A 23,389-nucleotide genomic window follows, 5' to 3' on the forward strand; every position below is an offset into this window, starting at 1 on the left:
AGATCATCCGGACGCCTCCCGCTTGTGCGTTTTTGCATTACTCGGCGGGGACCGCGTCGGGGATCGCGAAGATCTGGCCGGGATAGATCCAGTGCGGGTCGCGGATCAGGTCACGATTGGCCTCGTAGACCTGCACATAGAGCACCCCGTCGCCCAACTGATCGCGTGCGATACCCCAGAGCGTGTGGCCCGGCTGCACCGTGATGACCGAGACACCATCGCGCTGCGGCAGGGTCGCCAGCAATTCGGGTTCCTCGCGCAGGAAGGGGGTTTCGACACGGCTTAGCACATCGCCGGTTTCGCTGACCTCATCGACGCGCAGCGTGTAGGTGCCGGGATCGACCTGCGGCAATTGCGTCGACCAGCCTCCGCCCTCGTCGATCTGCGCCAGTTGCACCGGCTGGTTGTCGAGATAGAGCCGCACATCCGAGCGCGCGGGCCCGCGCCCCGCCAGCACGACTTCGCCGCCAAGGTCATAGGAGATCGTGTCCAGCACCACCTGCGCCTGCGGCTGCGGCCCGCCGGTCTGCACCACGCGGATGCCCTCGCTGTCGGCGATCATGACGGTGGGGGCTTGCGGGGCCTCCGGCACGTCGGGGGCCGGGGGCGCATCGGCAAGATCCGCCCCGGTCGGCGTGGGGCCTGACAACGCAGTTTCGACCGCGCCGGACTCGACCAGCGCGGGCGGGGTCACGGCAGGCGCGGGGCTGCTGCCGGTCGCTTGCGTGTCGGTCTCTGCCACGCTGGTCACTGGGGACGTCGGGTCTGTTCCGGCATCCGGCGCCGCTGTCCCTGTCTCGGTCGTCGCGGGCGTCCCGGCGTTGCCTGCCGTGGCGAGGTCGGTGGCCGGGGGCTGCGGCGCGGCGATGGCGCTGTCGGTCGTGGCCTCAGCGGCCCCGGTGGCGGTCGCTCCTGTATCCGCGCCGCCTGACGGCGTGGGTTCGGGGGCCTGTGCCTCCGGGTCCACCGTGACGGGCGGCTCGGCCTCCAGCATCGCCAGATCGGTCACCGCATCGGGCGCGGCGGCGTCGGTCTGCGGCGCATCGGGGACGGCGGGTGTCTCCGCCGGGGCCGCTGCCTCGGGCTGGCCGGGATCGGCGGTTCCTGTCGCCGGGGCCTCGGTCGCGTCCGGGTCGAGCGCCGCGATGTCGGCCGTTTCGGGGGTGGCAGGCGTCTGGGGCGGCGCCGGACTGTCACCTGCCACGGGATCGGTGGCTGCCACTACGGGGGCGTCGGGCGTAGCGGTGGTCTGTGCGGCGGGGGCCCCGGCCAAATCGGTCTGTCGCGTGGCGGGCGCGGGCTCCGCCGCATCGGATGCGACCGTGCCCTGCCCGCCCGGTGCCGCCGGCAGGTCGGGCGCGGCCAGCTGCGGGGCTGTGGGCGCGGCGGGCGTTGCCGGGGCCGCATCGCCCGCCAGGTTCGCGGCGAGGTCGAGCGCGTCGCCGCCCGGATCGGGCAGCATGGGCGAGGCATCGGCGGCCGCCGTGGTGGTGGTGGTGGTCGTCGGCGAGATGATCACGCTTTGATCCGAGACGAGGACCGAGCCGCCCTCCATCAGCATTTCAAGGCTCAGCACCTGCGGCAGGTCCGAACGCGGGATCGACAGCATGGCCACGAAGGAGCCGGTGCCATCGCTGCTGGCCTGGTGTATCTCCTCGCCATCGAGACGCAGGCGCAGATCGGCATTGGCCTCGGCCCGGCCCGCGATCACGGCGCCGCCCGCCGCATCGACGCGGACGAGATCGAAACGGGGCGCGACAGGAGGGGCCGCGTCCGGCGCCTCGGGGCTGTCCGGCGCGGGTTCAGCGACCGTCTCAGGCTCTGGCGCGGTCTCCATCGGGGTCTCCGGCGCCGCCTCAGGCAGGGGCGGCGCAGGGTCGGTCGTCTCGGGCAGGCCCGTTACCTCGACCTGCGGGGCCGGATCCTGCGGGGCGTCGGTTTCGCCAAAGTATTGATAGCCAACGGCCCCCGCCACGACCAGCGTGGCCGCAGCACCTGCGGCGATCATGCTGCCGCTCAGGCCGTTTCCAGACCAGATTGCCATTGCGTCGACATCTCCCCGATCGGGGCTGCCCTTCCCCAGAAGGGTCAGCCCTGTTGTGTGACCTTATCAAGAGGTCTATCACGGGTCAAAACACCATATCTTGGGGTGCTTCACCAATGACATATTCCGTTTGTGTGTATTGCGGGTCACGCTCCGGCGCGCGCGACACTTATGCCGAGGATGCCGCGAAACTGGGCACCGCGCTGGCCGAGGCCGGGATGCGGCTGGTCTACGGGGCGGGCGATGTCGGGCTGATGGGGATCGTGGCGCGCGCTGCGATGGCCGCGGGCGGCACCACCTTCGGCGTCATCCCCGACCACCTCATGCGGCGCGAGGTCGGCAAGCGCGACCTGCACACCTTCATCGTCACCGAGACGATGCACGAGCGCAAGAAGGTGATGGTGATGAATGCCGATGCCATTATCGTGCTGCCCGGTGGGGCCGGGTCGCTGGACGAGTTCTTCGAGGTGCTGACATGGCGTCAGCTCGGCCTGCATGACAAGCCGATATTCCTTTTGAATTCAGAAGGCTACTGGGACAAGTTGAGAGGCTTGCTCGATCATATCGTCGATCAGGGGTTCGCCGATGGCAGCCTGCTGGAGTTTTTCCAGACCGCCAGCGACGTGCCCGGGGTCATGCAGGCGCTGTTGCGCGCCGCGCGCTGACGCCCCATGATCACCCAAGCTCAGCTTTCCGGCGCCGTGGCTTCGGCGATCCGCCTGGCCATGTCATCGACGGTGTGATTGGTCAGGGTCAGGTCGGCCTCGGCCACCACCTTGTCGGTCACTTCCTTGTGCAGATCCCGGCGCAATTCACCCAGAATCTTCGGCCCCGCAACCAGGATGATCCTCTCGAACCGGCCCTTGCGCACCTGGTCGAGCAGCAGATCCGCGAGGTCGGCGGCAAAGCGTTCCTTAGCCAGCCAGTGCCAATCGGTGTCCTGGACCGCCGAGCGCTGCACCTGCGGGCCGTCATTGTAGCGGCCCGGCGCGTGGGTACCCTGTTCGCGGCTTGGCGGGTTGTCCTGCACCTCCTCGCGGCGCACCTCCAGCCTCGGGGTTTCTGCGTCGCCGATATTCTCCAGCAGCAACGCCTTTTCGCCATCGGCCACCACCACCCAGGTGCCCATCTTGAGCGGCGAGCGGTTCTTGCGCGTGTAATCAATCTCGGGATGTTTCAATCTGGGGTCTGTCATGACTTGCCTTTCTTGTCCGTCGCGGTGTCGATCTCGTCGGATTTGCGGACACGGGTGGCGGCTCCGGGCTTGTCGATACGCTGCTTCTTCTCGTCCCGCGTGCCGACCTTGCGCTCCAGGTTGCCGTCGGCGCGGCCCTGCTGGCCCGGCTGATCAAGATCGTCGGTAAACTTCTCGGTCTCCTTGACGCCGTCCTTGCTGCGATGTCGGTCTGCCATGTCGTCCTCCAATCATGAAAGCTGTCTGGTAAAACGCGAGGGCGTGCCGCGGGGTTCCGGTGGACGGACAAGAAAAAAAAGGGCCCGCCGGGTCGGTGTGTGTGTTGCCGAAGGCCAGTGTGACCGGAATGTTCCCACACATCGGCGGCGCGGTCCGGTTGAGCGCCGTTCTCGGTCTTGGTCACGACGGGCGATCCATCCCGTGATCCGGACCGGCCGGCATCAGCCCGGATCAAACGGCCCGAGAATGGCAGCGGACGGCGCCGCTGGCTGGCGCTACATATGAAAAACCGGCCGCGACGGCGGCCGGTTTGCGCTGCGTTTCCTGGGCCGGGCTGCGGGCCCGGCGGTTGCCCGCCGGATCGCCGCTCCGCGACGGTCAGGAGGCGTGGTCTTCGCCGATCACGACCGAGGCTTCCATCCCGGCCTGACGGTGGCCGGGCACGTTGCAGGCGATGATCAGCTCGTCCTGATCGCCGCTGAAGGTCCAGACAATCTCGGAGGTCTCGCCGGGTTCCAGAAGACGGGCATTTGCATCGACATGCATCATGCCGGCTTCCAGCATCCGGTCATGTCGCAGTTCGCGCACGGTCATCATGCCGTTCTGCATCATGGTGCGCATTTCCTGAAGATGCGCGTCATGCATCTCGTCGGTTCCGATGGCGAATTCATGGACGGCGCGACCGCTGTTGATCAGTTCGAACCGAACCGTCTCGCCGCGCTCGAATTCATAGGCGTCGGGCGTGAAATACATCTCGCCCATATCGACCTGAATCACACGGTCCACATGCGAAATGTCACCGGTCTGCCCGATATTCGGGGTCTCATCATGACCGGGCGACGCCAGGGCGACCGTTCCGCCGAAAGCCAGAAACGGTACCAGCGCGATACCGGCCAGACGGGCGATGCTTGTCTTGCTCATTTCTTGGTCCTTTCCAATTCTTAGACCTGACGAGGCAGCGATTCTGCCGACGTCCATTCACCCTTTCACGCGCGGCCTTGAGCAGGTGCTTGCAATCGGGATTGACGAGACATTAGTGCCAAGCCGTGTGCCGCGCATTGCGCTAGATCAAATAGGATTACCTCGCATATGCAGAAACCCCCGCGCGCCCAAGAAACATTGCGTCAAATCAACGCGGCGACGCAGCATTTCCCATGATCTTTCATGTATCAGGCCCGGATGCGGCGCAAAGGAAAAGGCCCGCCGGGTCGGGCGGGCCTTCCTGAATGTCATCGCGCGGCGCAGGTCACATCCGGCTGGCGACGTTTTCCCAGTTGACCAGGTTGTCGAGGAAATTGGTCAGGTAGGCAGGCCGCTTGTTGCGGAAGTCGATGTAATAGGAATGTTCCCACACATCGCAGCCAAGCAGCGCGGTCTGGTTGAAGCACAGCGGGTTGACGCCGTTCTCGGTCTTGGTCACGGCCAGCGATCCGTCCGCGTTCTTGACCAGCCAGCACCAGCCCGAGCCGAACTGCCCGGCGCCCGCGGCGGAGAACTGCGACTTGAACTCATCGACCGAACCGAACGCCTCGGTCAGGGCCGATTCCAGCTCGGAGGGCATGGCGCTGCTGCCCGGTCCCATCATTTCCCAGAACTGGTTATGGTTCCAGAGCTGGCTTATATTGTTGAAGATCCCCGATTGCGCCACGGCATTGGCGTCATAGGTGCCCTTGATGATCTCCTCCAGCGATTTGCCGTCCCATTCGGTCCCCTCGATGGCCTTGTTGCCATTGGTGACATAGGCGTTGTGGTGGATGTCGTGGTGATATTCCAGCGTCTCCTTCGACATGCCCTTATCGGCCAATGCGTCGTGAGCGTAGGGAAGATCGGGAAGTTGGAAAGCCATGGGTCGCGCCCCTTTTTTGTTCACATCTCTATTGCTTCACACATGGAGTGTGGGATGCCCCGAGGTCAAGCCCGACACCGCAAAAATCGCGCCGCCCGATCCCATCGATCTGGGGGGATGGGGCGCAGGCAGCGAAATGCGCGAGATCGGTTGACCTCGGGACACGAGGACCAACGCCGCCCCTGTCAGGAAGGTTCCGTCGAGAGGGTGCCGTTACGCGCCGATGGCGACGACCTGCGGGATCGGGTCGAAGAAACCGCACAGGTATTCGTTCAATTCATCCGACTGGATGCGGCGGCGGCCCGAATTGGGCAGGAAGGTCAATTCACCCAGAAAAACCTCGCCGTCGCGCACATAGGTATCGACGCGCACGTAAGGGAACTTCTTGCAGATCGCAGCCGCCGCCTTCCGCGCCGCCTCCGCGCCCTCGGGCAGGTCGACCTCGCCCTTGTTGGCGCGCAGGAAATCATGCGGCATGTAATTCAGGTCGCCGTCGAAGACCGGGTTGTTGCGCGCGTCGGTGCCAAGCCCCAGGTCCAGTTGCAGAAGCGCCACCTTGCCATTGATGCAGTGAAAGCGGAAATCGGGGACGATCTCGCCCTCCTCGCGGCACAGATCCTCCTCGATGAAGACCTTGCGGTCGATGAACTGATACCACCATTGCGAGGAGAACTTGCCGTGATCGCCCGCGATCCACTTCGCGCAGGTCGCCTTGTACGCGGCCATATCCACATCGGAAATCGGGGCCTTGGCGCGGATCACATGGGACGATCCGTGGTTCGACTTGATCACGTAATGGCCGGGTTCCAGCGCGGCCTTGTCGAGGTCATCGGCATCCGAGAACGCGGCGAAGACCTTTGGCGGGCGGATCTTGCTGCGCACGCCCTTGGGGATGTATTTGCCGACCAGCAGCTTGTCGGCGGGGTTCACGCGCGGCATCGGCGAGATGATCGAATTAAGCAGCGTCATCGCGGTGAAATCGCGCGCCTCGCGGAAATCGGGGAACACGCCCTGCGCGCGGAAATAATTGCCGATCCCGCGCCGCATCGCGCGCCAGAAATCCTTGGGCGTCAGCATGTCATGCGCGATCATCCAGTCCTTGGCCGGGACCGTGGGCGCGATTTTCAGGCATTCCTCGTACCAGTCGAGGAAATCGACCGCATATTCCTGCAAGTAGGTCCAGCCCGTCGCCTCGAAGGTGCGCTTGTTATAGAAGGCCTGCTCATCGAAATGGCGCATCTGCCCTGCCTCATGTTTTCTGCTCGTTATTTGTTAGGCATGAATCTGCCCGCCGGGGCGGGTCAGGTCAAGCTTATCCACAGGCAAAACCGGCAGGGGTGGCAGAGGAGCCATAGCGCACGGGCGACGTTGGGCCGCCCGCAGGAAGTCTCAGCCGAAATAGCCGACCCTGCCGCTGTCATCGGCAGAGAGGGCCAGGATGTCGAAGACATATTTCGCCACGGATCGAAAGGCGATGACCGAGATCTCGTCCGTCTCGCTCAACCAGATCGCGGCGGGCACCTGCGCCAGCCGCGTGCGGCGCATCTCGCCTGCCCTGAAGCTTTCGGGGTGCAGATCGACCGGGGCAAGCTTGGCCAGCGCCTCGCGCGCCCCCGGCCCCGTCACGCGCAGCATCGCGCGGGCATCCGAGACGTTGACGGCAAGGAAATGCTCGCCCGCCAGCGCGGCCTCAAGCTCCGTGACCACGGCGTTTGCCTCTGCATGGGGGCAGAGGATCAGCACCTCGTCGCGGGCCATCCAGGCCACGGCGCGGTCACCCTTCTCGACGATCTGGCGCCGGTCGGGCAAGCCCGGCCCCACGGCCTTCAGCGCCGCCTTCATCTTGGCCGATCCCAAATCGCCCTTGAGCGTGACCATGCCTTGCAGACCGGCCTCCTCGACGCGGGTTGGCCCGTCCGCCACGGCCCCGTTCAGCGCGCTGACCTCAAACATTCTGCTTCTCCCCGTCCTTGTCGAAGAAGACCGGATCGACGATCTTCGCCGCGACCGTGCCGCCATCGACCTTGTTGAATTCGACGATATCGCCCATCCGGTCCGGCCCGTTCAGGACCAGCCCCATGGCGATACCGCGACCCAGGGTGGGCGAATGATAGGTCGAGGTCACCCGCCCCTGCACGTTGCGCTGGTTGTTGGCATTGGTCCCCGCCGCGATGCAATAGGCGCCATCGGGCAGCGTCGAGCCGTCCGTCGTCTCCAGCCCCACCAGTTTCCAGCGCGTCGGATCAGTCATGTGGCTGCGCGCCTGCGCGCGTTTGCCCATGTAATCCTCTTTTTTCTTCGAGATCGCCCAGTTCAGCCCCAGATCCTGCGGGATCACGGTGCCGTCGGTCTCATCCCCGATCATGATGAAGCCCTTCTCGGCCCGCATGATATGCAGCGCTTCCGTGCCGTAGGGGGTGATGTCCCATGTTCCCCCGGCCTCCAACGCGGCATCCCAGAAGGCGCGGCCCTGACTTGCGGGAATGGCGATTTCATAGGACAGTTCCCCCGAGAAGGAGATACGGAAGACGCGGGCGTCAAAGCCCCCGATCCGCCCCTCGGCCCATCCCATGAAGGGCAGCGCCTCGGCGCTCAGGTCCATATCGCCGCCCATCTTCTCCAGCAGTTTCCGGGCGTTCGGGCCAACCACGGCAATCTGGGCGAATTGTTCCGTGATGTTGACGGTGTGGACCTTCCAGTCCCACCACTCGCATTGCAGCCAGTCCTCCATATGGGCGTGGGTATGTTCCGCCCCGCCCGAGGTCGTGTGGACAAGAAACGTGTCCTCATCCAGCCGCGCCACGACACCGTCATCCATCAGGAAGCCGTTTTCGTTGCACATGAGGCCGTAGCGGCATTTGCCCGGTTTCAGCGTGCTCATCATGTTGGTGTAGAGCATGTCGAGGAACTTGCCCGCATCGGGGCCTTTGACAAGGATCTTGCCAAGCGTCGAGGCATCCAGCAGCCCGAGCGAGTTGCGCGTCGCCAGAACCTCGCGATGCACGGATTCGGCGTGGCTTTCACCGGTCTTCGGATAGGTATAGGGCCGCCGCCAATGGCCGACGGGTTCCATATAGGCACCCTGGTCCTCGTGGTAGTCATGGATCGGGGTGCGCCGCAGCGGCTGGAAGGTGGCATCGCGCGCCTCGCCCGCGATGGCCCCCATCGAAATCGGCGTATAGGGCGGGCGGAAGGTGGTGGTGCCGACGGCGGGAATCTCCGCATTCAACGCACCCGCCAGCGTCGCCAGACCATTGATATTGCTGAGCTTCCCTTGATCTGTCGCCATGCCGAGCGTGGTGTAGCGCTTGGTATGTTCGACGCTTTCATAACCCTCCTGCGCGGCCAGCCGCACATCCGAGACTTTCACATCATTCTGGTAATCCAGCCACATCTTCATGCGTTTCGCGGGGCCCGCGCCCTGCGGCATGATCCAGACCGGGGCCATGGGTTCCTCATGCGGGTCATTGGTGCCGGCTGCGTCCAAGTCCGGCAGGGATCGCCCGAGCGCGTCGGCGGCGGCGCCCGCCGCGGTCTTTGCATCCGCCAGCACGTCGCCGGCGGTTTCCGCGCCCGAGGCCGCGCCCGCCGTGATCACGAAGGGCTTGCCGTCATGCCCCGTGGGGGCGCGGGCGGCGTCAGGGCGGAAATGGGATCGCTCGGCGTCCCAGATCAACTTGCCGCCGCAATGCGACCACAGATGCACGACCGGGGACCAGCCGCCCGACATGGCGACCGCTTCGCATGCGATCTCATCCGTCGCGGCGCCCTCGCCCGCCTGCGCGCAGAGCACGACGCCGGTGACGGATTTCCGCCCCTTGACCTCGGCGATGCCGGTGCCGGTCAGCACACGTATCCCGGCCTCACGCGCCGCCTGCGGCAGGTCACCGGTGGCCGAGGGCCGCGCATCGACGATGGCGGGCACCGCGAGCCCCGCCTCGTGCAGCACCAGCGCGGTGCGGTAGGCGTCGTCATTATTGGTCACGATCACGGTGCGGTCACCGGGCGAGATCCCCCAGTTGACCACGTAATCGCGCAGGGCCGAGGCCAGCATCACGCCGGGAATATCATTGCCCGCGAAGGAGAGCGGACGCTCGATCGCCCCGGTCGCGGTGATGATCTGACCGGCACGGACCCGCCACAACCGATGGCGCGGCCCGCCCATCTCGGGCGCATGATCGGTCAGCCGCTCATAGACCAGCGCATAGCCATGGTCATAAACACCGGAGGCCATGGAACGGGTGCGGATACAGACATTCTCCATTCCTTCAAGGGCTTGCAGCGTGTCGTTGATCCACTCCTCCGCCGGTTTTCCACCGATCTCGACCCCGTCAACCGGCGCGCGGCCACCCCAATGGGCGGTCTGTTCGACCAGCAGCACGCGCAGACCCGCCTGGCCCGCGCGCAGCGCCGCTTGCAGCCCCGCGATACCGCCGCCCGCGACCAACAGATCGACATGGGCATAAAAGTGCTCGTAGCGATCCGCGTCGCGATCCTTGGGCGCGGCCCCGAGACCGGCGGACTTGCGGATCACCGGCTCGAACACATGTTTCCAGAACGGGCGCGGGAACATGAAGGTCTTGTAGTAGAACCCGGCGGGCAAAAGGCGCGGCACCATCGCGTTGACCGCGCCCACGTCGAAATCGAGGCTCGGCCAGTGGTTCTGCGTCTTCGCGGTCAGCCCATCGAAAATCTCGGTCGTGGTGGCGCGCTGGTTGGGCTCGAACCGCCCGCCCTCGCCGATCCCCATCAGGGCGTTGGGTTCCTCCGCGCCGCTGGCGACCACGCCGCGCGGGCGGTGATATTTGAAGCTGCGCCCCATCAGCGTCTGGCCATTGGCCAGGAGCGCCGAGGCCAGCGTATCGCCGTCATGCCCCGACAGGCGCTTGCCGTTGAAGGTGAAGGTGCGGGTCGTGTGACGGTCGATCAGGCGACCGCCCGAGGCAAGGCGGGTGCTCATGTCTCATGGCTCCAATCGGGGCGCTTCGCCTTGATGGCGGCGATGACGGTGTCGGGAACGGTGCTGGTTTGCGCCGTGTAGGTCGCGAAGACCTCCAGCGTGTTGGTGCAGCGGGCGGCATGGAACCACTTGCCGCAGCCATTGGCGTGCCGCCAGCGTTCGAAATGCACGCCCTTGGGGTTGGCGCGGTGGAACAGGTAGCCTTCGAATTCCTCATCCGAGGATCCGGGGCCGAAGCGCTTCAGATGCGCCTCGCCACCGGCGGAAAGCTCGGTCTCGTCGGCCATGACGCCGCAATTGGGGCATTCGAGGATCAGCATGTCACTCTCCGATCGGGCATGAAAAACGGGCGGCAGGCCAGATGGCCGCCGCCCGGACAGAACTGTTGCAGGAATAGCGCCGAAAGGGCGCGCGCGGCGTCAGCCGCCGCCTTCCACTTCGCCTTCGATGGACCCGCCGCCGGGCAAGTCGATCTGGATGTCGGGCTCGTCAAGCGGGTTCTCGCCGCCCGAGAAGACGACCCAGGCCAACACGCCAAGTGCCACGACGACGGCGCCGAGGATGAAGGCCAATCCGGTATTGCCGCCGGAGGAATTATTGTTGCGGTCTGCCATCGGGTCTGCTCCTTCTTGATGTCAATCGAGAAGGCAACGTGTGGGGTTTGCGCAGGGTTCCCGGCCGCCCCGGGCAGGGCGCGGGTTTCCGCCGAGGCCCCGCACGGCAGGACCGGGCGACCCTTGCAAATGGGGCCGCCCGGTCCGCGCGCATCAATAGGCCGGTGCGGCGGGTGCGACCGGTGCGGGGTCTTCCTGCACGACAACAGGCGGAGCGCCCGCGCCGCCGGGGTGGACATCCGTGGTCGTGCCACCCGGCCCGAAGACCAGCAGCGCCAGGATGATGAGGGCAGCGATCCCGATAAGGATACGCCAGCCGCCGCCACCGCTGCGCGATGCCGAATAGTCGATGCGCTCAGGGTGTCTTGGGGTAAGATCGTCTGGGGTATAGTACATGTCGCGACCTCCTTTCGCTGATGAAAGGATAACCGCGCGCCGCTGTCGCGCGTTCCGCAGGCCGCGACGTCCTGCCGAAACGGGCCAGAACATGCGGGTTTCTGCGCTGCGGATAGGCCAGAACTGGCCGTGTTCACGCGAATGTGAGGATCGCTTGCGGAACATGCCCCCCCTCCGCCGATCGCGCGCCACGCCGGAAAATCCTTCGGGAAGGATTTTCGGACCGAAGAATTTTCAGGAAAATTCTTCATCAATGCGCCACCCCCGCCGCGACGCTCTCATCAATGAACCGCCCCTCGCGGAACCGGTTGAGGCCGAACTCGGCGGTCAGTGGCGAATAGCCCCGCGCCATCAGCTCGGCAAAGCCCCATCCCGATCCGGGGATCGCCTTGAACCCGCCGGTGCCCCATCCGCAGTTGAAGAACATCCCCTCGACCGGTGCCTTGGAGATGATCGGCGAGCGGTCGCCCGTCACGTCCACGATGCCGCCCCATTGGCGCAGCATCTTGAGGCGCGAGATCATCGGGAAGGTCTCGACCAGGGCGCGCACGGTTTCCTCGATATGATGGAAGCTGCCGCGCTGCGTGTAGTTGTTGTAGCCATCCGTGCCGCCGCCGATCACCATCTCACCCTTGTCGGACTGGCTCATGTAGCCATGCACGGTATTGGCCATGACGACGCAATCCATGCAGGGCTTGATGGGCTCGCTGACCAGCGCCTGCAATGCCACGGATTCCATCGGCAGGCGAAAGCCCGCCATCTCGGCCAGTACGCTGGAATGTCCCGCCACCACGACGCCCAGTTTCTTGCAGCCGATGGTTCCCCTGGTGGTCTCCACCCCCGTGACAGCGCCGTTTTCCGTGTTCACGCCGGTCACTTCGCATTTCTGGATGATGTCCATCCCCATGTCCGAGCACGCCCGCGCATAGCCCCAGGCCACGGCGTCATGGCGGGCGGTCCCGGCCCGCGCCTGCCAGAGCGCACCCAGGACCGGATAGCGCGGCCCGTCGATATTGATGATCGGCACGATCTCCTTGACGCGCTCGGGGCCGACAAACTCGGTCTTCACGCCCTGTAGCGCGTTGGCATGCGCGGTGCGGGTATAGCCGCGCACCTCGTGTTCCGTCTGCGCCAGCATCAGCACGCCGCGGGGGGAGAACATGACGTTGTAGTTCAGGTCCTGGCTCATCGTCTCGTAAAGGCTGCGCGCCTTCTCGTAGATCGCCGCCGACGGGTCTTGCAGGTAATTCGAGCGGATGATCGTCGTGTTGCGCCCCGTGTTGCCGCCGCCAAGCCAGCCCTTCTCGATCACCGCGACATTGGTGATGCCGAAATTTTTCCCGAGGTAGAACGCAGTGGCCAGCCCATGCCCGCCCGCGCCGACGATGATCACGTCATAGGCGCGTTTGGGTTCCGGCGAGGCCCAGGCCCGTTCCCATCCCTGGTGATAGCGGGCCGCCTCTCGGGCGATGGCAAAAGCGGAGTAGCGGCGCATGGGGGTCCCCTCATGACAGATCAGGCTGACACTTAATGGTCTGTGGCGACGGAAAAGTAACATCACGGCGCGGCATTTCGATTGGAAAAAACGACAGTGTGACATGTCGCGCCGGATGCGCGCGGGGCTTTCGGATCGGGTCGTGCCGGGGTAGAGAGTGCGCAACATCCAATTGGTGGAGGGCGCATGGGGTTCTGGTTGATGGCGGGTCTGATCGCGGCGCTGGAAATGATCCGCGCGGCCGGAACCGGGCTGGAGGACGCCCCGTGATCTGCGACGGAATCGAAAGCTTCGCCGCCGCCCTGCCGCCCGCGCGCGCGTTGATGGGGCTGGACCTTGGCACCAAGACCATCGGCGTTGCCGTCTCGGACCCGTTCCTGGCCATCGCCACGCCGCTGGAGACCGTCCGCCGCATCAAGTTCACCCAGGACGCCGCCGCGCTGCAAAAGATCATCGCGCATCGCACCATCGGCGGCATCGTGCTTGGGCTGCCCTTCAACATGGACGGCAGCGAGGGTCCGCGCGCCCAATCGACCCGCGCCTTCGCCCGCAACCTCGACCGTCTCACCGACCTGCCGATTGCCTTCTGGGACGAACGCCTGTCCACCGTCGCCGCCGAACGGGCGCTGTTGGAGGCGGATACGTCGCGCAAACGTCGCGGCGAGGTGATCGACCACGTCGCGGCGGGGTATATCCTGCAAGGGGTGCTGGACCGGCTGGCGCATCTGAAAGGGGCTGCGGGATGAGTGACGAGATATGGCAACGCAACGAGGTGGAGAGCCCCTGCGTCAAGATCTGCGTCGTCCACCCCAATGCGCGCATCTGCATCGGCTGTTTCCGCAGCGTCGAGGAAATCACCCAGTGGAGCCGCATGAGCTCGGCAGAGCGCGCCCGCATCATGGATGAATTGCCCAACCGCAAGGGCCAGGTCGCGCAGCGCCGGGGGGGACGGGCCGCGCGGCTGAAGCGGTCCTGATGCGGGGATATGCCGGGGGGCTCAGCGCCCCTCGAACTTCGTCGGCCGCTTGTCCAGGAAGGCCACCACGCCTTCCCGGAAATCGCGGGTGCGGCCACATTCGCCCTGCAGCCGCGCCTCCAGCATCAGTTGTTCTTCCATCCCGTTGGCCAGGCTTTCCCGCATCGCCTGCTTGATGCGCGAGAACGCCTGGGTCGGGCCGCTGGCCAGGTGATCGGCCCGGGCGCGCCAGTGATCCTCGAACGCGTCATCGGCGACGGCCTCCCAGATCAGGCCCTGGTCGGCGGCGTCGCGCGCGGACAGCTTGTCGGCAAAAAGCGCCAGACCCATCGCGCGGGCCAGCCCCAGTTTGCGCGGCAGCACATAGGTGCCGCCCGCATCCGGCATCAGCCCGATCCTGGAAAACGCCTGCATGAAACTGGCGCTCTCAGTTGCGATCACTACGTCACAAGCCAGCGCCAGGTTGGCCCCGGCCCCGGCAGCGACCCCGTTGACGGCGGCGATGACCGGCACCGGGCAGTCCGCGATGGCCAACAGGATCGGCGTGTATTCGTCGCGCAGGAGGCGTTCGAGGTTTATATTGTTCAGGTTCCCGGTATCGCCCAGATCCTGCCCGGCGCAGAAGGCCCGCCCCTCGCCCGTCAGCACGACCGCGCGCGCCTCACCGCTCGCGCGCTTGACCGCGTGCAGCAGCTCCGCCCGCATTTGCGCATTCAGCGCGTTCATCACATCGGGCCGCGCCAGCGTGATCAGCGCCACGCCATCGGTCAGGTCGTAGTGGAGGGTCTCATACTGCATCGCGCGGGCCTGTCTGTTGCGGGGGTGCCCCATGTGAATAGGGCCAGAGCGCGGGCGAGGAAAGCCGAAACGCCGCGTCAGTCGTCCATCAGTTGCGCCAGCCACCTGTTCCTCGGGGCTCACCCCCTCGGGCGACATGGCAATGAATGAACAGCCCATTGATTGCTTGCAGCCAGCCCCGTCGCCATTGTCGCCCGGACCAATGGCGCAATAATGGCGCCCCCCCGAGGATGTTTTCAGAACAAGGAAGGGGGCCTGCGCGCGCCTGTCCCGCTTTGGGAAGAACCCGCGGAATTGCGCAGAACCTCCACAGTTCCGCCCGAATCCGGTTGCATCACACCCCTTCAAGACAAGGGGCAAACCACATGCCGGTTTACACGATCTACACGCTGGAAAGCGCCAACATCACCGTCTCGGGCGGCGAACAGCTGTCGGGTATCACGCAGGGCGACGGCTCGCACCTGATGGGCGAGACGATCACGCTGAACAGCAACGATTGGGTCGCGGTCGATATCGACGACACCAATGACGCCAGTTTCGACGATTCCGACAGCTCGCAAAGCCTGGAGAACGCGATCTCCTATGACGGGACGGCCTATGTGTCGGGGCTGCGGGTCGAATCCGAATACGAGATGATCTTGCAGGATCCCGATGGCAACACCTACACGGTGCTGGCCTTCAACATCAACGAACCGGGCGTGACCTCCTACGCCACGGTCGAGGGGCTGGCCTTTGTCGGCGGCGTCGGCGGCTTTCCCCCGATCGGCGTGCCGCTGACGGTGATCTCGACCGGCGAGGGGCCGAGCGACCCCTATTCCAGCCTCGCCACGCCCCCCTGCTTCACCGCCGGGTGCCTGATCGACACAACGAACGGACCGGTCCCGGTCGAGGCGCTGGAGGTTGGCGACCTGGTCGAGACACTGGACCACGGGCCGCGTCCCATCCGCTGGATCGGGCGGCGCAGGTTCCCGGCGGCCGTCTTGCAGCGCGAGGCCGGGTTCCGACCCATCCTGGTGCGCAAGGACGCGTTCGGCCCCGGCCAGCCAGGCGCCGATACCCGCCTCTCGCCGCAGCATCGCGTGCTGGTGCAGGGCTGGCGCGCGGAACTGATGACCGGCGAAGCGGAGGTCCTGGTGCCCGTCAAGAAGCTGGTCAATGACACCAGCATCCGGGTTTGCGGGGCCGGGACGGATGTCACCTATGTCCACATCCTGTTTGACGGGCACGAGATCGTCACCTGCGACGGGTTGCTTACGGAGAGCTACTTCACCGGCGAGGCCACCCCCGATGCCGCAGACGCGCGGGCCGAGATCCTGCGCATCTTCCCCACGCTTGGCGGCAGCATGGACATGGCCGCAGCGCGCCCTGTCGTGTCGAACACCAGTGCGGCGCTGCTGGCGCCTTGATCTAGCGCCCCCGGAACAGCCCGCCGAGAATACCGCGCACCACGGCGCGGCCCGACTGGGTGCCGATCTGGCGCGCGAAGCTCTTGGCAAAGGCCGTGCCGACGCTGTCGGAGCGGGACGTGCGGCGGCGGGTCGGCGTGCTGCTGCTCGACCTGCCCACGCGGTTGCCGGAATAGCGCCGGCCAGCCTGGTATTCGCGTTCCGCCGCGCTCTCGGCCGCCTCCTCGGCCTGCTCGGCCTGCTCGGCTTCACGCGCCGCGGCCTCGGCGCGGGCGGCGAGAATCTCGAAGGCGCTTTCGCGGTCGATGCCCGTGTCGTATTTGCCCGCGACGGGCGATCCGTTCATCACAGCGCGGCGCGCATCCGGATCAATCGGCCCAAGCTGCGACGAGGGCGGGCGGATCAGCGTGCGCTGCACCACCCCCGGCACGCCCTTGCGCTCCAGCATCGAGGTCACGGCTTCGCCGACGCCAACCTCGCGGATCGCGTCCTCGGTGTCGAAATCGGGGTTCTCGCGGTAGTTTTCCGCCGCCTGCCGCAACTCGCGCCGGTCCTTGCCAGTGAAGGCGCGCAGGGCGTGCTGCACCCGGTTGCCTAGCTGGCCCAACACATCCTCGGGCACATCCGCCGGATTCTGGGTGATGAAATAGACCCCGACCCCCTTGGAGCGAATGAGGCGCGCGACCTGTTCGACCTTGTCAATGAGCGCCTTGGGCGCGTCGTCGAACAAGAGATGCGCCTCGTCGAAGAAGAAGACCAGCTTCGGTTTGTCCGGGTCGCCGACCTCGGGCAGGATCTCGAAAAGCTCCGACAGCAGCCACAGCAGGAAGGTCGCGTAGAGGCGCGGGGAGTTCATCAGCTTGTCGGCGGCCAGGATGTTGATGCGGCCAAACCCGGCCTCGTCATGGGTCATGATGTCGGACAATTCCAGCGCCGGTTCGCCGAAAAGGCGGTCGCCGCCCTGTCCCTCCAGCACCAGCAGCCGCCGCTGAATGGCCCCGATCGAGGCGGTGGAAACATTGCCGTAGCGCAAGGACAGCGTCTTGCGGTTCTCGCCCACCCAGACCAGCAGCGATTGCAGATCCTTGAGGTCGAGCAGCGCAAGCCCCTGTTCGTCGGCGACGCGGAAGGCGATGTTCATGATGCCTTCCTGGGCCTCGCTCAACTCCATCAGCCGCGACAGCAGCAGTGGACCCATTTCCGATATGGTGGTGCGCACGGGATGGCCGACCTCGCCGTAGAGATCCCAGAAGGTGACCGGATAGGCGCGATAGGCGTAATCGGTGAAGCCGATGGTGCCCGCCCGGCCCATGAAGGCGTCATGCAGGTGGAAATCGGCCCGGCCCGAGGCGCCGAGGCCGGAGAGATCGCCCTTCACATCGGACAGGAAGACCGGCACGCCCTGCGACGCAAAGCTTTCGGCCAGGATCTGCAGCGTCACCGTCTTGCCGGTGCCCGTGGCCCCCGCGATGAGGCCGTGCCGGTTGGCGTATTTCAGCAGCAGGTGCTGCGGCTCGGCGTAGCCTGCGCCCCCGCCGCCGATGAAGATCCGATCCGTCATTGCCTGCCCCCTCGTTGCCGCTCCGGCGCTTAAGTCGCCGGTCACAATACATTCTTAACCCTATTGTGCCAGTCTGAGTCTCGTGCCGGGCACGGAATGATCCCGCGTCCCGGCATGAACTTCCTCCCTGTTAACTGGCCGCGCCGCATTGGCGCGGTTCTTTTTCTTGCGCCCCACCCGCCACGCGCCAAGCATTGGCCCAAACCGCTTTGAAAAAATTGACCGTTTCGGACCTTTTTCCCTGTTGACGCAACGCCGGTGTCCCCATAACGTGCGCTCATAAGTCGGCCAGTCCGACAGGGAGAGAATAAAAAATTCTGAAAAGGGCCCCATCTGCGGGCCCTTTTTACTTGGCCCATGAAGGGCTTGGCGAAAACGGGCCGATGGCGGCGCTCCGCGCCCGCGCGCCGGTGCATTTTGCGCCTGACAGTATCACGCGGCCATGTTAGCCAAGGACCGAACATACCGTTTTCTTCGCATCCATTGACGAGGCGTTCACATGAAACTGACGATCATCACCGCAGCCGCTTTGGCTGGCCTCCTGGCCCTGCCGCTGGCGGCGCAGGAAACCGAAACCACAGAAGGCAGCGGCGACACGCTTGGCCTGTCCACCGGCACGCCCGAAGTGGGTTCCACCTACCTGGAGGCCGAATTCGGCGATTGGGAAATGCGCTGCGTGACCGCGCCCGAAGGCCAGCCCGACCCGTGCCAGCTCTACCAGCTTCTGCGCGACCAGGACGGCAACGCCGTGGCCGAGTTCAACCTCTTCGACGTGCCCAATGAAGGTGACCTTGCCGCGGGCGCCACCATCGTCACGCCGCTGGACACGCTCCTGACCGGGCAATTGCGCATGGCCGTCGATAGCGCGCAGCCACGCGTCTACCCGTTCAGCTTCTGCCAGCCCATCGGCTGCTTCGTGCGCCTCGGCCTGACCCATGGCGACCTGGATGCGTTCCGCGCCGGCAACGTGGCCACGATCGCCATCGTGCCGCTGCCCGCGCCCGACCAGGTGGTGGCGCTTGGCCTGTCGCTTACGGGCTTCACCGCGGGCTTCGAGGCGCTGGAGGCCTATAATGCCGAGGCTCGCGTGCAGATGGAGGCGCTGATCGGCACGCCTGACACCGAAAGCACCGAAGCGACCGAGTAACGCAAGGCGCGTTAATCAATTCCAAGGGCCCGCCGGAGTTTCCGCGCGGGCCTTTTTCCGTGTCACCCGGCGTGATCGGCGGCGATCCGGGTCAGGATGCGCAATGCGTCCCCCTCGCGGCCCTCGGGCACAAAGATATGGTCATGGTAGAAGCCCGCGACCGGGTTCACGCCCATCCCCGCCTTCGCCAGTTCCGTCGCGATCACCGCGATGAACCCCACCGCCTCCAGCGCCGAATGCACATCGAGCGTGATCATCCGGCTTGGAAACTCATAGGCCAGCCCCGCCGCCTCGGCCTCGGCCCGCGTCAGGATCAGCGTGGTGCCCTCGGCCTCGCGGAACACCATGCGCGCGGTGACGCCCCGAGGGATCGGCCCGGTCAGTGTGGCGAAGACATACGTGCCCGGCACAAGCGTGGCGCGCAGTCCGGCCAAGAGCTTGCCCAGATCGGTCTCACCGCTCATGGGGCCGCCCGGAAGGCCAGCACCGCGTTCAGCCCGCCAAAGGCGAAGGCATTGGACAGGACCGCCGTGACCCGCGCCTCGCGCGCCTCGTTCGGAACCACGTCCAGCGCGCATTCGGGGTCCGGTTCCTCGTAGCCGATGGTCGGCGCGATCACCCCGTCGGTCAGCGCCATGATGCAGGCCAGCGCCTCGACCGCGCCGGTGCCGCCGATCAGGTGGCCGTGCATCGACTTGGTGGACGAGATCATCAACGCGTCGGCGTGATGGCCGAACACATCCGCCACGGCGGCGCATTCGACCTTGTCATTCGCCGCCGTCCCGGTGCCATGCGCGTTGATATAGCCGACATCCTCGCGGTTCAGCCCGGCATCCTTGAGCGCGCCGGCCATCGCCCGCGCCGCGCCCTGCTTGGACGGCATGACGATATCGGCGGCGTCCGAGGTCATGGCAAAGCCCACCACCTCGGCCAGGATCTCGGCCCCGCGCGCCTTGGCCCGCTCCAGCGTCTCGAAGACGAAGACGGCTGCCCCCTCGCCCTGCACCATGCCGTTCCTTGTGGCGCTGAACGGGCGGCAGCCATCCTTGGACATGACGCGCAGCCCTTCCCAGGCCTTCATGCCGCCAAAGCACAGCATCGATTCCGAGCCGCCCGTCACCATGACATCGCACATGCCCGACCGGATCATCCAGAACGCCTGCCCCATCGCGTGGTTCGACGAGGAGCAGGCGGTGGCGACGGTAAAGCTCGGGCCCTTGAGGTTGAACTCCATGCTGACATGGCTGGCCGCCGCGTTGTTCATCAGCTTCGGGACCACGAAGGGGTGCACCCGGTTCTTCCCGTCCTCGTAGACGGTGCGGTAATTCTCATCCAGCGTCTGCATGCCCCCGCCCGAGGTGCCGAGCACGACGCCCGAGCGCGCCGCCAGGTCGCCGCTGAATTCCAGCCCGGACTGCGCAATCGCCTCGCGCGCGGCGATCAGGGTGAACTGGGTGAAGCGGTCATAGAGCGAGATCTGCTGCCGGTTGAACAGCGCCTCCGGGTCGTAATCCTTGATCTGCCCGCCAATGCGCACCGCCAGCCGGTCGAGGTCGCGCATCTCAAGCTCGCCGATGCCGCAGCGCCCCTCGGCCATGGCCCGCTTGGTCGCGGCCACATCGGCCCCGAGCGCGTTGATCGTGCCCTGCCCGGTGATGACGACGCGCCTCATCTCTGCTCGGCCATCAGCGTCTTGACCGCCGCGATGATGGTCTCGACCGAGGAGATGTCGAAGGGGCTGTTCTGCGGTTCGTTCGCGTTGAAGGGAACCTGGATGTCGAACTCCTCCTCGATGGCGAAGATGCTTTCGACAAGGCCGAGGCTGTCGATGCCGAGATCGTCCAGCGTGGCGTCGCGGCGCACGTCCTCCGGCTCGATCACCGCCTGTTCCGCGAGGATCGCGATCACCCGTTTGTCGATTGTGTCAGTCATGGCGCCTGATGCCTGTGCGGGTCCGGTTCAGGGATGGACTTAGTCACTCGAGCCGGGTTTTGAAACGGCTTTCTGCAATGCCGCGACGGTGGCGGCCAGCCGCGGCAGGCGGCGCAGGGCCTTGTAGGTCTCGACATGGGTTTCCATCTTGACCGCCGGATAGCCCAAGACGGCCCGACCCGCCGGCACGTTCGACAGGATCTTGGTGCCGCCGCCCGCGACCACGTCCGAGCCGATGGTGACGTTGTCCACGACACCGACCTGGCCGCCGAACACCACCCGGTCCCCGATCGTGGTGGAGCCCGCGACCCCGACCAGTGCCGCGAAAAGACAGTGTTCACCGGTCACCACGTTATGGGCCAGGTGCACAAGGTTGTCGATCTTGCAGCCATTGCCCACCACGGTGTCGCGGATGGTGCCCCGGTCGATGGCGGCGTTGGCCCCGATCTCGACGTCATCGCCGATGCGCACCGAGCCGAGCGAATGGATACGGGTCCAGCTCTGGTTCGCGGCCTCGACCTGGCCCAGGCTTTCGCGGACCTGCTCGACGGTGGATTTCTCGGGCGTCACGAAGGACATCCCGTCATTGCCGATGGAGGCGCCGGGTTGCAGGATCACGCGGTCGCCGATGCGCACCCGCGCGCCGATGCGCACCCCTTGCAGGATCAGCGCGTCATCGCCGATCACCGCGCCTTCGGCAATGCTCACATGGCTGGCGATCCGGGCCCTGGCCCCGATCCGCGCGCCGCGTCCGATCACCACGAACGGGCCGATGGCGGCCCCGATGCCGATTTCGGCGGAGGGGTCGATGATGGTGGAGGGATGGATCCCCGGCGCGATCTCGGGCCCCGGATCCAGCGCCGCGGTCAGCCCCGCCATGGCATAGCGCGCGCGGCCCACGAAGATCGCCGCCTCAAGCCCCGCGCCCTGCCAGTCGGTGCCGGGCGACAGCACCGCGGCCCGTGCGCGGCCCCTGGCCAGCCCCTCGACATATTGCGGAGCCATGGCCAGCGCCAGGTCGCGCGGACCTGCCGAGGCGGGTTCCGCCAGCCCGTCAATCTCAATGTCCAGCGCGCCCTCCGCCGAGGCCCCGAGAGCCTCGGCAATCTGCCGGATCGTATGTGCCATGTCTCTGCCCTCCAGCGACCGCCGCTTTCGGGCAGAGCTTTAGCTTGAGACCGAGCGGAGTTCCACCCCGGCCTCTTCCATCGCGCGCCACAGACGCGCGTCGCGGTCATAGACGTCGCGGCGGAAATGCAGCGCGCCATCTTGGTCCACAAAGCTGGTCCAGTAGACGATATGCACCGGAATCTGCGTGGCCAGATCGACCTGCGTTTCCTGGCCGGTGCTCAGGATGCCGTCGAAATAGCTCTGCGGCGACGCCTCCTGACGCGCCAGCAGGTGATAGGCCAGTTCCAGCGGGCGCTGCACGCGCACGCAGCCATGGCTGAAGGCGCGGCTTTCGCGCTCGAACAGGCTGCGCGTCGGTGTGTCGTGCAGATAGATGTTGTGCCGGTTCGGGAACATGAACTTGACCCGGCCAAGCGCGTTGTTCGGCCCCGGCGGCTGGCGCAGGTCGAAGGGGAAGTTGCGCCGAGTATATTGCGTGAAGTCGATGCCCGCGCGGCTGACCGGACGACCGCCGCGCATCAGCTCCATTTGCGCCGCGCCGCCGGGATTGGCCTGCATCTGCGGCAGGTATTCATTCACCGTGATCGAGCGCGGAACATACCAGCTCGGGTTGATGACCATGTGCTCCATGACGTCCGAGAACTCTGGCGTGGCACGATCCTCGGGGCTGGCACCGACGACGACGCGGGTGGAAAAGCTCACCTCTTCATCGTCGATCACAAAGGCGTGGAAATCGGGGATATTGACCAGGATATGCCGGTCGCCCCGGTTCGGGTCTTCCCAGTTCAGCCAGCGCTGACGCTCCATGCCCAGGATGATCTCGCGCAGGCGCTGTTCGGGCGCCACGTTGATTTCCTCGAGCGTGCCGGTCCCAGCGACGCCATCGGCCTCCAGCCCGTGGCGCACCTGGAAAAGCTGGACCGCCGCCTGCAGTTCCGCGTCATAGACGGCGGTGGCCGAGCGATCCATGTAGCCCATCGCGATCAGGCGGTCGCGCAGGGCAACCACGGCAGGACCGCGCGCGCCAAGCTCCAGCCGGCCGCCGCGCACCGGTTCGCCCCACCCGCCATTGCCGATCACGCGCTCCATTTCCATCATGCGGCGTTGCAGGTTGACATATTCGGGATGCGCGGGCGGCAATGCGCGCATGAAATCATGCGGATCGCCCTGCATCAGACCGCTCAGCAGATCGGTGGGGTCGCGACGCGGAAGCTCGCGCGCGATAACGGGGATGATATCGCCGGGCTCCAGCATCCCCGTCTGCACGTCGCGGGCATAGGCCAGGAACATGGTCGAGGCCAGGATCTCGGCCTGGCCCCGCGCGTAGGCGTTGTCGGCATCCATGAAGGCCGCGCGCAGCGTGTCGGGGTCATAGCGCGACACCGGCAGCCCGTGATCGGCGGCCCCCTCCAGCGCGGTCAGGAGCGCGTTGCGCCGGTCGGCATCCTCGGTCCCGGTCCAGATCGGCTCGAACGCGCGCCCGCGATAGAACTCGGCCAACCCGTCCTCGGCGGCAACGCCTTCCGCAATGGCCTGGCGGAAGGCCGTGACCAGTGCCGAGGCCGGGGCCGGAATCAGAAGGGTCAGCGTGAGGGCGAGGGTCAGCAGCGAAAGCGGCAGTCGGCGGAGGCTGAAAAAGGTCATGGATCACCTGTGCGCATAAAGAGGT

General features: G+C 65.9%; 24 protein-coding genes. 5 read left to right on the top strand and 19 right to left on the bottom strand.

Going from position 1 to position 23,389, the window contains the following annotated elements:
- Positions 1 to 37 precede the first annotated feature (37 nt).
- A complete protein-coding gene (locus HNS34_RS07460) occupies positions 38 to 2,044 on the bottom strand; it encodes a LysM peptidoglycan-binding domain-containing protein (protein ID WP_172319411.1) in 2,007 nt (668 codons plus the stop codon).
- A 116-nt stretch (positions 2,045 to 2,160) separates the two neighbouring features.
- On the opposite strand from HNS34_RS07460, the gene HNS34_RS07465 reads away from it, so the two are divergent.
- On the top strand, positions 2,161 to 2,709 hold the full coding sequence (locus HNS34_RS07465) for an LOG family protein (protein WP_172319412.1): 549 nt from the start codon (positions 2,161 to 2,163) through the stop codon (positions 2,707 to 2,709).
- 20 nt (positions 2,710 to 2,729) lie between these two features.
- On the opposite strand, the gene HNS34_RS07470 is transcribed toward HNS34_RS07465, so the two are convergent.
- The 11 genes from HNS34_RS07470 to HNS34_RS07520 all read right to left on the bottom strand — a co-directional run bounded on the left by HNS34_RS07470 (position 2,730) and on the right by HNS34_RS07520 (position 12,769).
- A complete protein-coding gene (locus HNS34_RS07470; RefSeq protein WP_235952649.1) occupies positions 2,730 to 3,239 on the bottom strand; it encodes a host attachment family protein in 510 nt (169 codons plus the stop codon).
- Entirely contained in the window at positions 3,236 to 3,457 is a 222-nt protein-coding gene (locus HNS34_RS07475; RefSeq protein WP_172319413.1) for a hypothetical protein, read from the bottom strand. The genes HNS34_RS07470 and HNS34_RS07475 overlap by 4 nt, the downstream gene beginning before the upstream one ends.
- A gap of 379 nt (positions 3,458 to 3,836) precedes the next feature.
- Entirely contained in the window at positions 3,837 to 4,379 is a 543-nt protein-coding gene (locus HNS34_RS07480) for a cupredoxin domain-containing protein (protein WP_172319414.1), read from the bottom strand.
- 325 nt (positions 4,380 to 4,704) lie between these two features.
- On the bottom strand, positions 4,705 to 5,304 hold the full coding sequence (locus HNS34_RS07485; protein WP_172319415.1) for a superoxide dismutase: 600 nt from the start codon (positions 5,302 to 5,304) through the stop codon (positions 4,705 to 4,707).
- A gap of 213 nt (positions 5,305 to 5,517) precedes the next feature.
- Positions 5,518 to 6,543, bottom strand: coding sequence for an ATP-grasp fold amidoligase family protein (locus HNS34_RS07490; protein WP_172319416.1), 1,026 nt, complete (start codon positions 6,541 to 6,543; stop codon positions 5,518 to 5,520).
- Positions 6,544 to 6,693: 150 nt separating this feature from the next.
- Positions 6,694 to 7,257, bottom strand: coding sequence for a sarcosine oxidase subunit gamma (locus HNS34_RS07495; RefSeq protein ID WP_172319417.1), 564 nt, complete (start codon positions 7,255 to 7,257; stop codon positions 6,694 to 6,696).
- Positions 7,250 to 10,264: a sarcosine oxidase subunit alpha family protein gene (locus HNS34_RS07500; protein ID WP_172319418.1), complete on the bottom strand. Its 3,015-nt coding sequence runs from the start codon at positions 10,262 to 10,264 to the stop codon at positions 7,250 to 7,252. Before HNS34_RS07500 ends, HNS34_RS07495 begins: the two co-directional genes overlap by 8 nt.
- Positions 10,261 to 10,584 (bottom strand): sarcosine oxidase subunit delta, encoded by a 324-nt coding sequence (locus HNS34_RS07505; RefSeq protein WP_172319419.1) that lies wholly within the window; start codon positions 10,582 to 10,584, stop codon positions 10,261 to 10,263. The genes HNS34_RS07500 and HNS34_RS07505 overlap by 4 nt, the downstream gene beginning before the upstream one ends.
- Before the next feature lie 99 nt (positions 10,585 to 10,683).
- The gene (locus tag HNS34_RS07510) at positions 10,684 to 10,878 is read right to left on the bottom strand and encodes a hypothetical protein (protein ID WP_172319420.1); all 195 of its coding nucleotides are present in this window, start codon (positions 10,876 to 10,878) and stop codon (positions 10,684 to 10,686) included.
- Between the two features lie 153 nt (positions 10,879 to 11,031).
- The gene (locus HNS34_RS07515) at positions 11,032 to 11,274 is read right to left on the bottom strand and encodes a hypothetical protein (protein ID WP_172319421.1); all 243 of its coding nucleotides are present in this window, start codon (positions 11,272 to 11,274) and stop codon (positions 11,032 to 11,034) included.
- Positions 11,275 to 11,524: 250 nt separating this feature from the next.
- On the bottom strand, positions 11,525 to 12,769 hold the full coding sequence (locus HNS34_RS07520) for a sarcosine oxidase subunit beta family protein (RefSeq protein ID WP_172319422.1): 1,245 nt from the start codon (positions 12,767 to 12,769) through the stop codon (positions 11,525 to 11,527).
- Between the two features lie 266 nt (positions 12,770 to 13,035).
- On the opposite strand from HNS34_RS07520, the gene ruvX reads away from it, so the two are divergent.
- Complete coding sequence (gene ruvX, locus HNS34_RS07525; RefSeq protein ID WP_172319423.1) at positions 13,036 to 13,515, top strand: Holliday junction resolvase RuvX; 480 nt, start codon at positions 13,036 to 13,038, stop codon at positions 13,513 to 13,515.
- Positions 13,512 to 13,745 carry a DUF1289 domain-containing protein gene (locus tag HNS34_RS07530; protein WP_172319424.1) on the top strand — a complete coding sequence of 78 codons (234 nt, stop codon included), beginning with the start codon at positions 13,512 to 13,514 and terminating at the stop codon, positions 13,743 to 13,745. The genes ruvX and HNS34_RS07530 overlap by 4 nt, the downstream gene beginning before the upstream one ends.
- A gap of 21 nt (positions 13,746 to 13,766) precedes the next feature.
- Here HNS34_RS07530 and HNS34_RS07535 read toward each other — a convergent pair whose 3' ends face one another.
- Complete coding sequence (locus tag HNS34_RS07535; protein ID WP_172319425.1) at positions 13,767 to 14,543, bottom strand: enoyl-CoA hydratase-related protein; 777 nt, start codon at positions 14,541 to 14,543, stop codon at positions 13,767 to 13,769.
- A gap of 365 nt (positions 14,544 to 14,908) precedes the next feature.
- On the opposite strand from HNS34_RS07535, the gene HNS34_RS07540 reads away from it, so the two are divergent.
- Positions 14,909 to 15,949, top strand: coding sequence for a Hint domain-containing protein (locus tag HNS34_RS07540; RefSeq protein WP_172319426.1), 1,041 nt, complete (start codon positions 14,909 to 14,911; stop codon positions 15,947 to 15,949).
- A 1-nt stretch (position 15,950) separates the two neighbouring features.
- Here the strand turns inward: HNS34_RS07540 and HNS34_RS07545 are convergent, their stop codons facing one another.
- Positions 15,951 to 17,510, bottom strand: coding sequence for a helicase HerA-like domain-containing protein (locus tag HNS34_RS07545; RefSeq protein WP_172319427.1), 1,560 nt, complete (start codon positions 17,508 to 17,510; stop codon positions 15,951 to 15,953).
- 499 nt (positions 17,511 to 18,009) lie between these two features.
- Here HNS34_RS07545 and HNS34_RS07550 point away from each other — a divergent pair, with 499 nt between their 5' ends.
- Positions 18,010 to 18,657 carry an invasion associated locus B family protein gene (locus HNS34_RS07550; protein WP_172319428.1) on the top strand — a complete coding sequence of 216 codons (648 nt, stop codon included), beginning with the start codon at positions 18,010 to 18,012 and terminating at the stop codon, positions 18,655 to 18,657.
- 62 nt (positions 18,658 to 18,719) lie between these two features.
- Here the strand turns inward: HNS34_RS07550 and HNS34_RS07555 are convergent, their stop codons facing one another.
- The 5 genes from HNS34_RS07555 to HNS34_RS07575 are packed head-to-tail and all read right to left on the bottom strand — an operon-like array spanning position 18,720 to position 23,364.
- The gene (locus tag HNS34_RS07555) at positions 18,720 to 19,121 is read right to left on the bottom strand and encodes an ACT domain-containing protein (RefSeq protein ID WP_172319429.1); all 402 of its coding nucleotides are present in this window, start codon (positions 19,119 to 19,121) and stop codon (positions 18,720 to 18,722) included.
- Positions 19,118 to 20,329: a beta-ketoacyl-[acyl-carrier-protein] synthase family protein gene (locus HNS34_RS07560; protein ID WP_172319430.1), complete on the bottom strand. Its 1,212-nt coding sequence runs from the start codon at positions 20,327 to 20,329 to the stop codon at positions 19,118 to 19,120. The genes HNS34_RS07555 and HNS34_RS07560 overlap by 4 nt, the downstream gene beginning before the upstream one ends.
- Positions 20,326 to 20,589, bottom strand: a complete 264-nt coding sequence (locus tag HNS34_RS07565) for an acyl carrier protein (protein WP_172319431.1) — start codon at positions 20,587 to 20,589, stop codon at positions 20,326 to 20,328. The genes HNS34_RS07560 and HNS34_RS07565 overlap by 4 nt, the downstream gene beginning before the upstream one ends.
- 39 nt (positions 20,590 to 20,628) lie before the next feature.
- The gene (gene lpxD / locus HNS34_RS07570; protein ID WP_172319432.1) at positions 20,629 to 21,717 is read right to left on the bottom strand and encodes a UDP-3-O-(3-hydroxymyristoyl)glucosamine N-acyltransferase; all 1,089 of its coding nucleotides are present in this window, start codon (positions 21,715 to 21,717) and stop codon (positions 20,629 to 20,631) included.
- Positions 21,718 to 21,756: 39 nt separating this feature from the next.
- Positions 21,757 to 23,364: a L,D-transpeptidase family protein gene (locus HNS34_RS07575; protein ID WP_172319433.1), complete on the bottom strand. Its 1,608-nt coding sequence runs from the start codon at positions 23,362 to 23,364 to the stop codon at positions 21,757 to 21,759.
- Positions 23,365 to 23,389: the final 25 nt, after the last annotated feature.

It is taken from the genome of Alterinioella nitratireducens, assembly GCF_013155465.1.
In the GTDB taxonomy this organism is placed as follows: domain Bacteria; phylum Pseudomonadota; class Alphaproteobacteria; order Rhodobacterales; family Rhodobacteraceae; genus Alterinioella; species Alterinioella nitratireducens.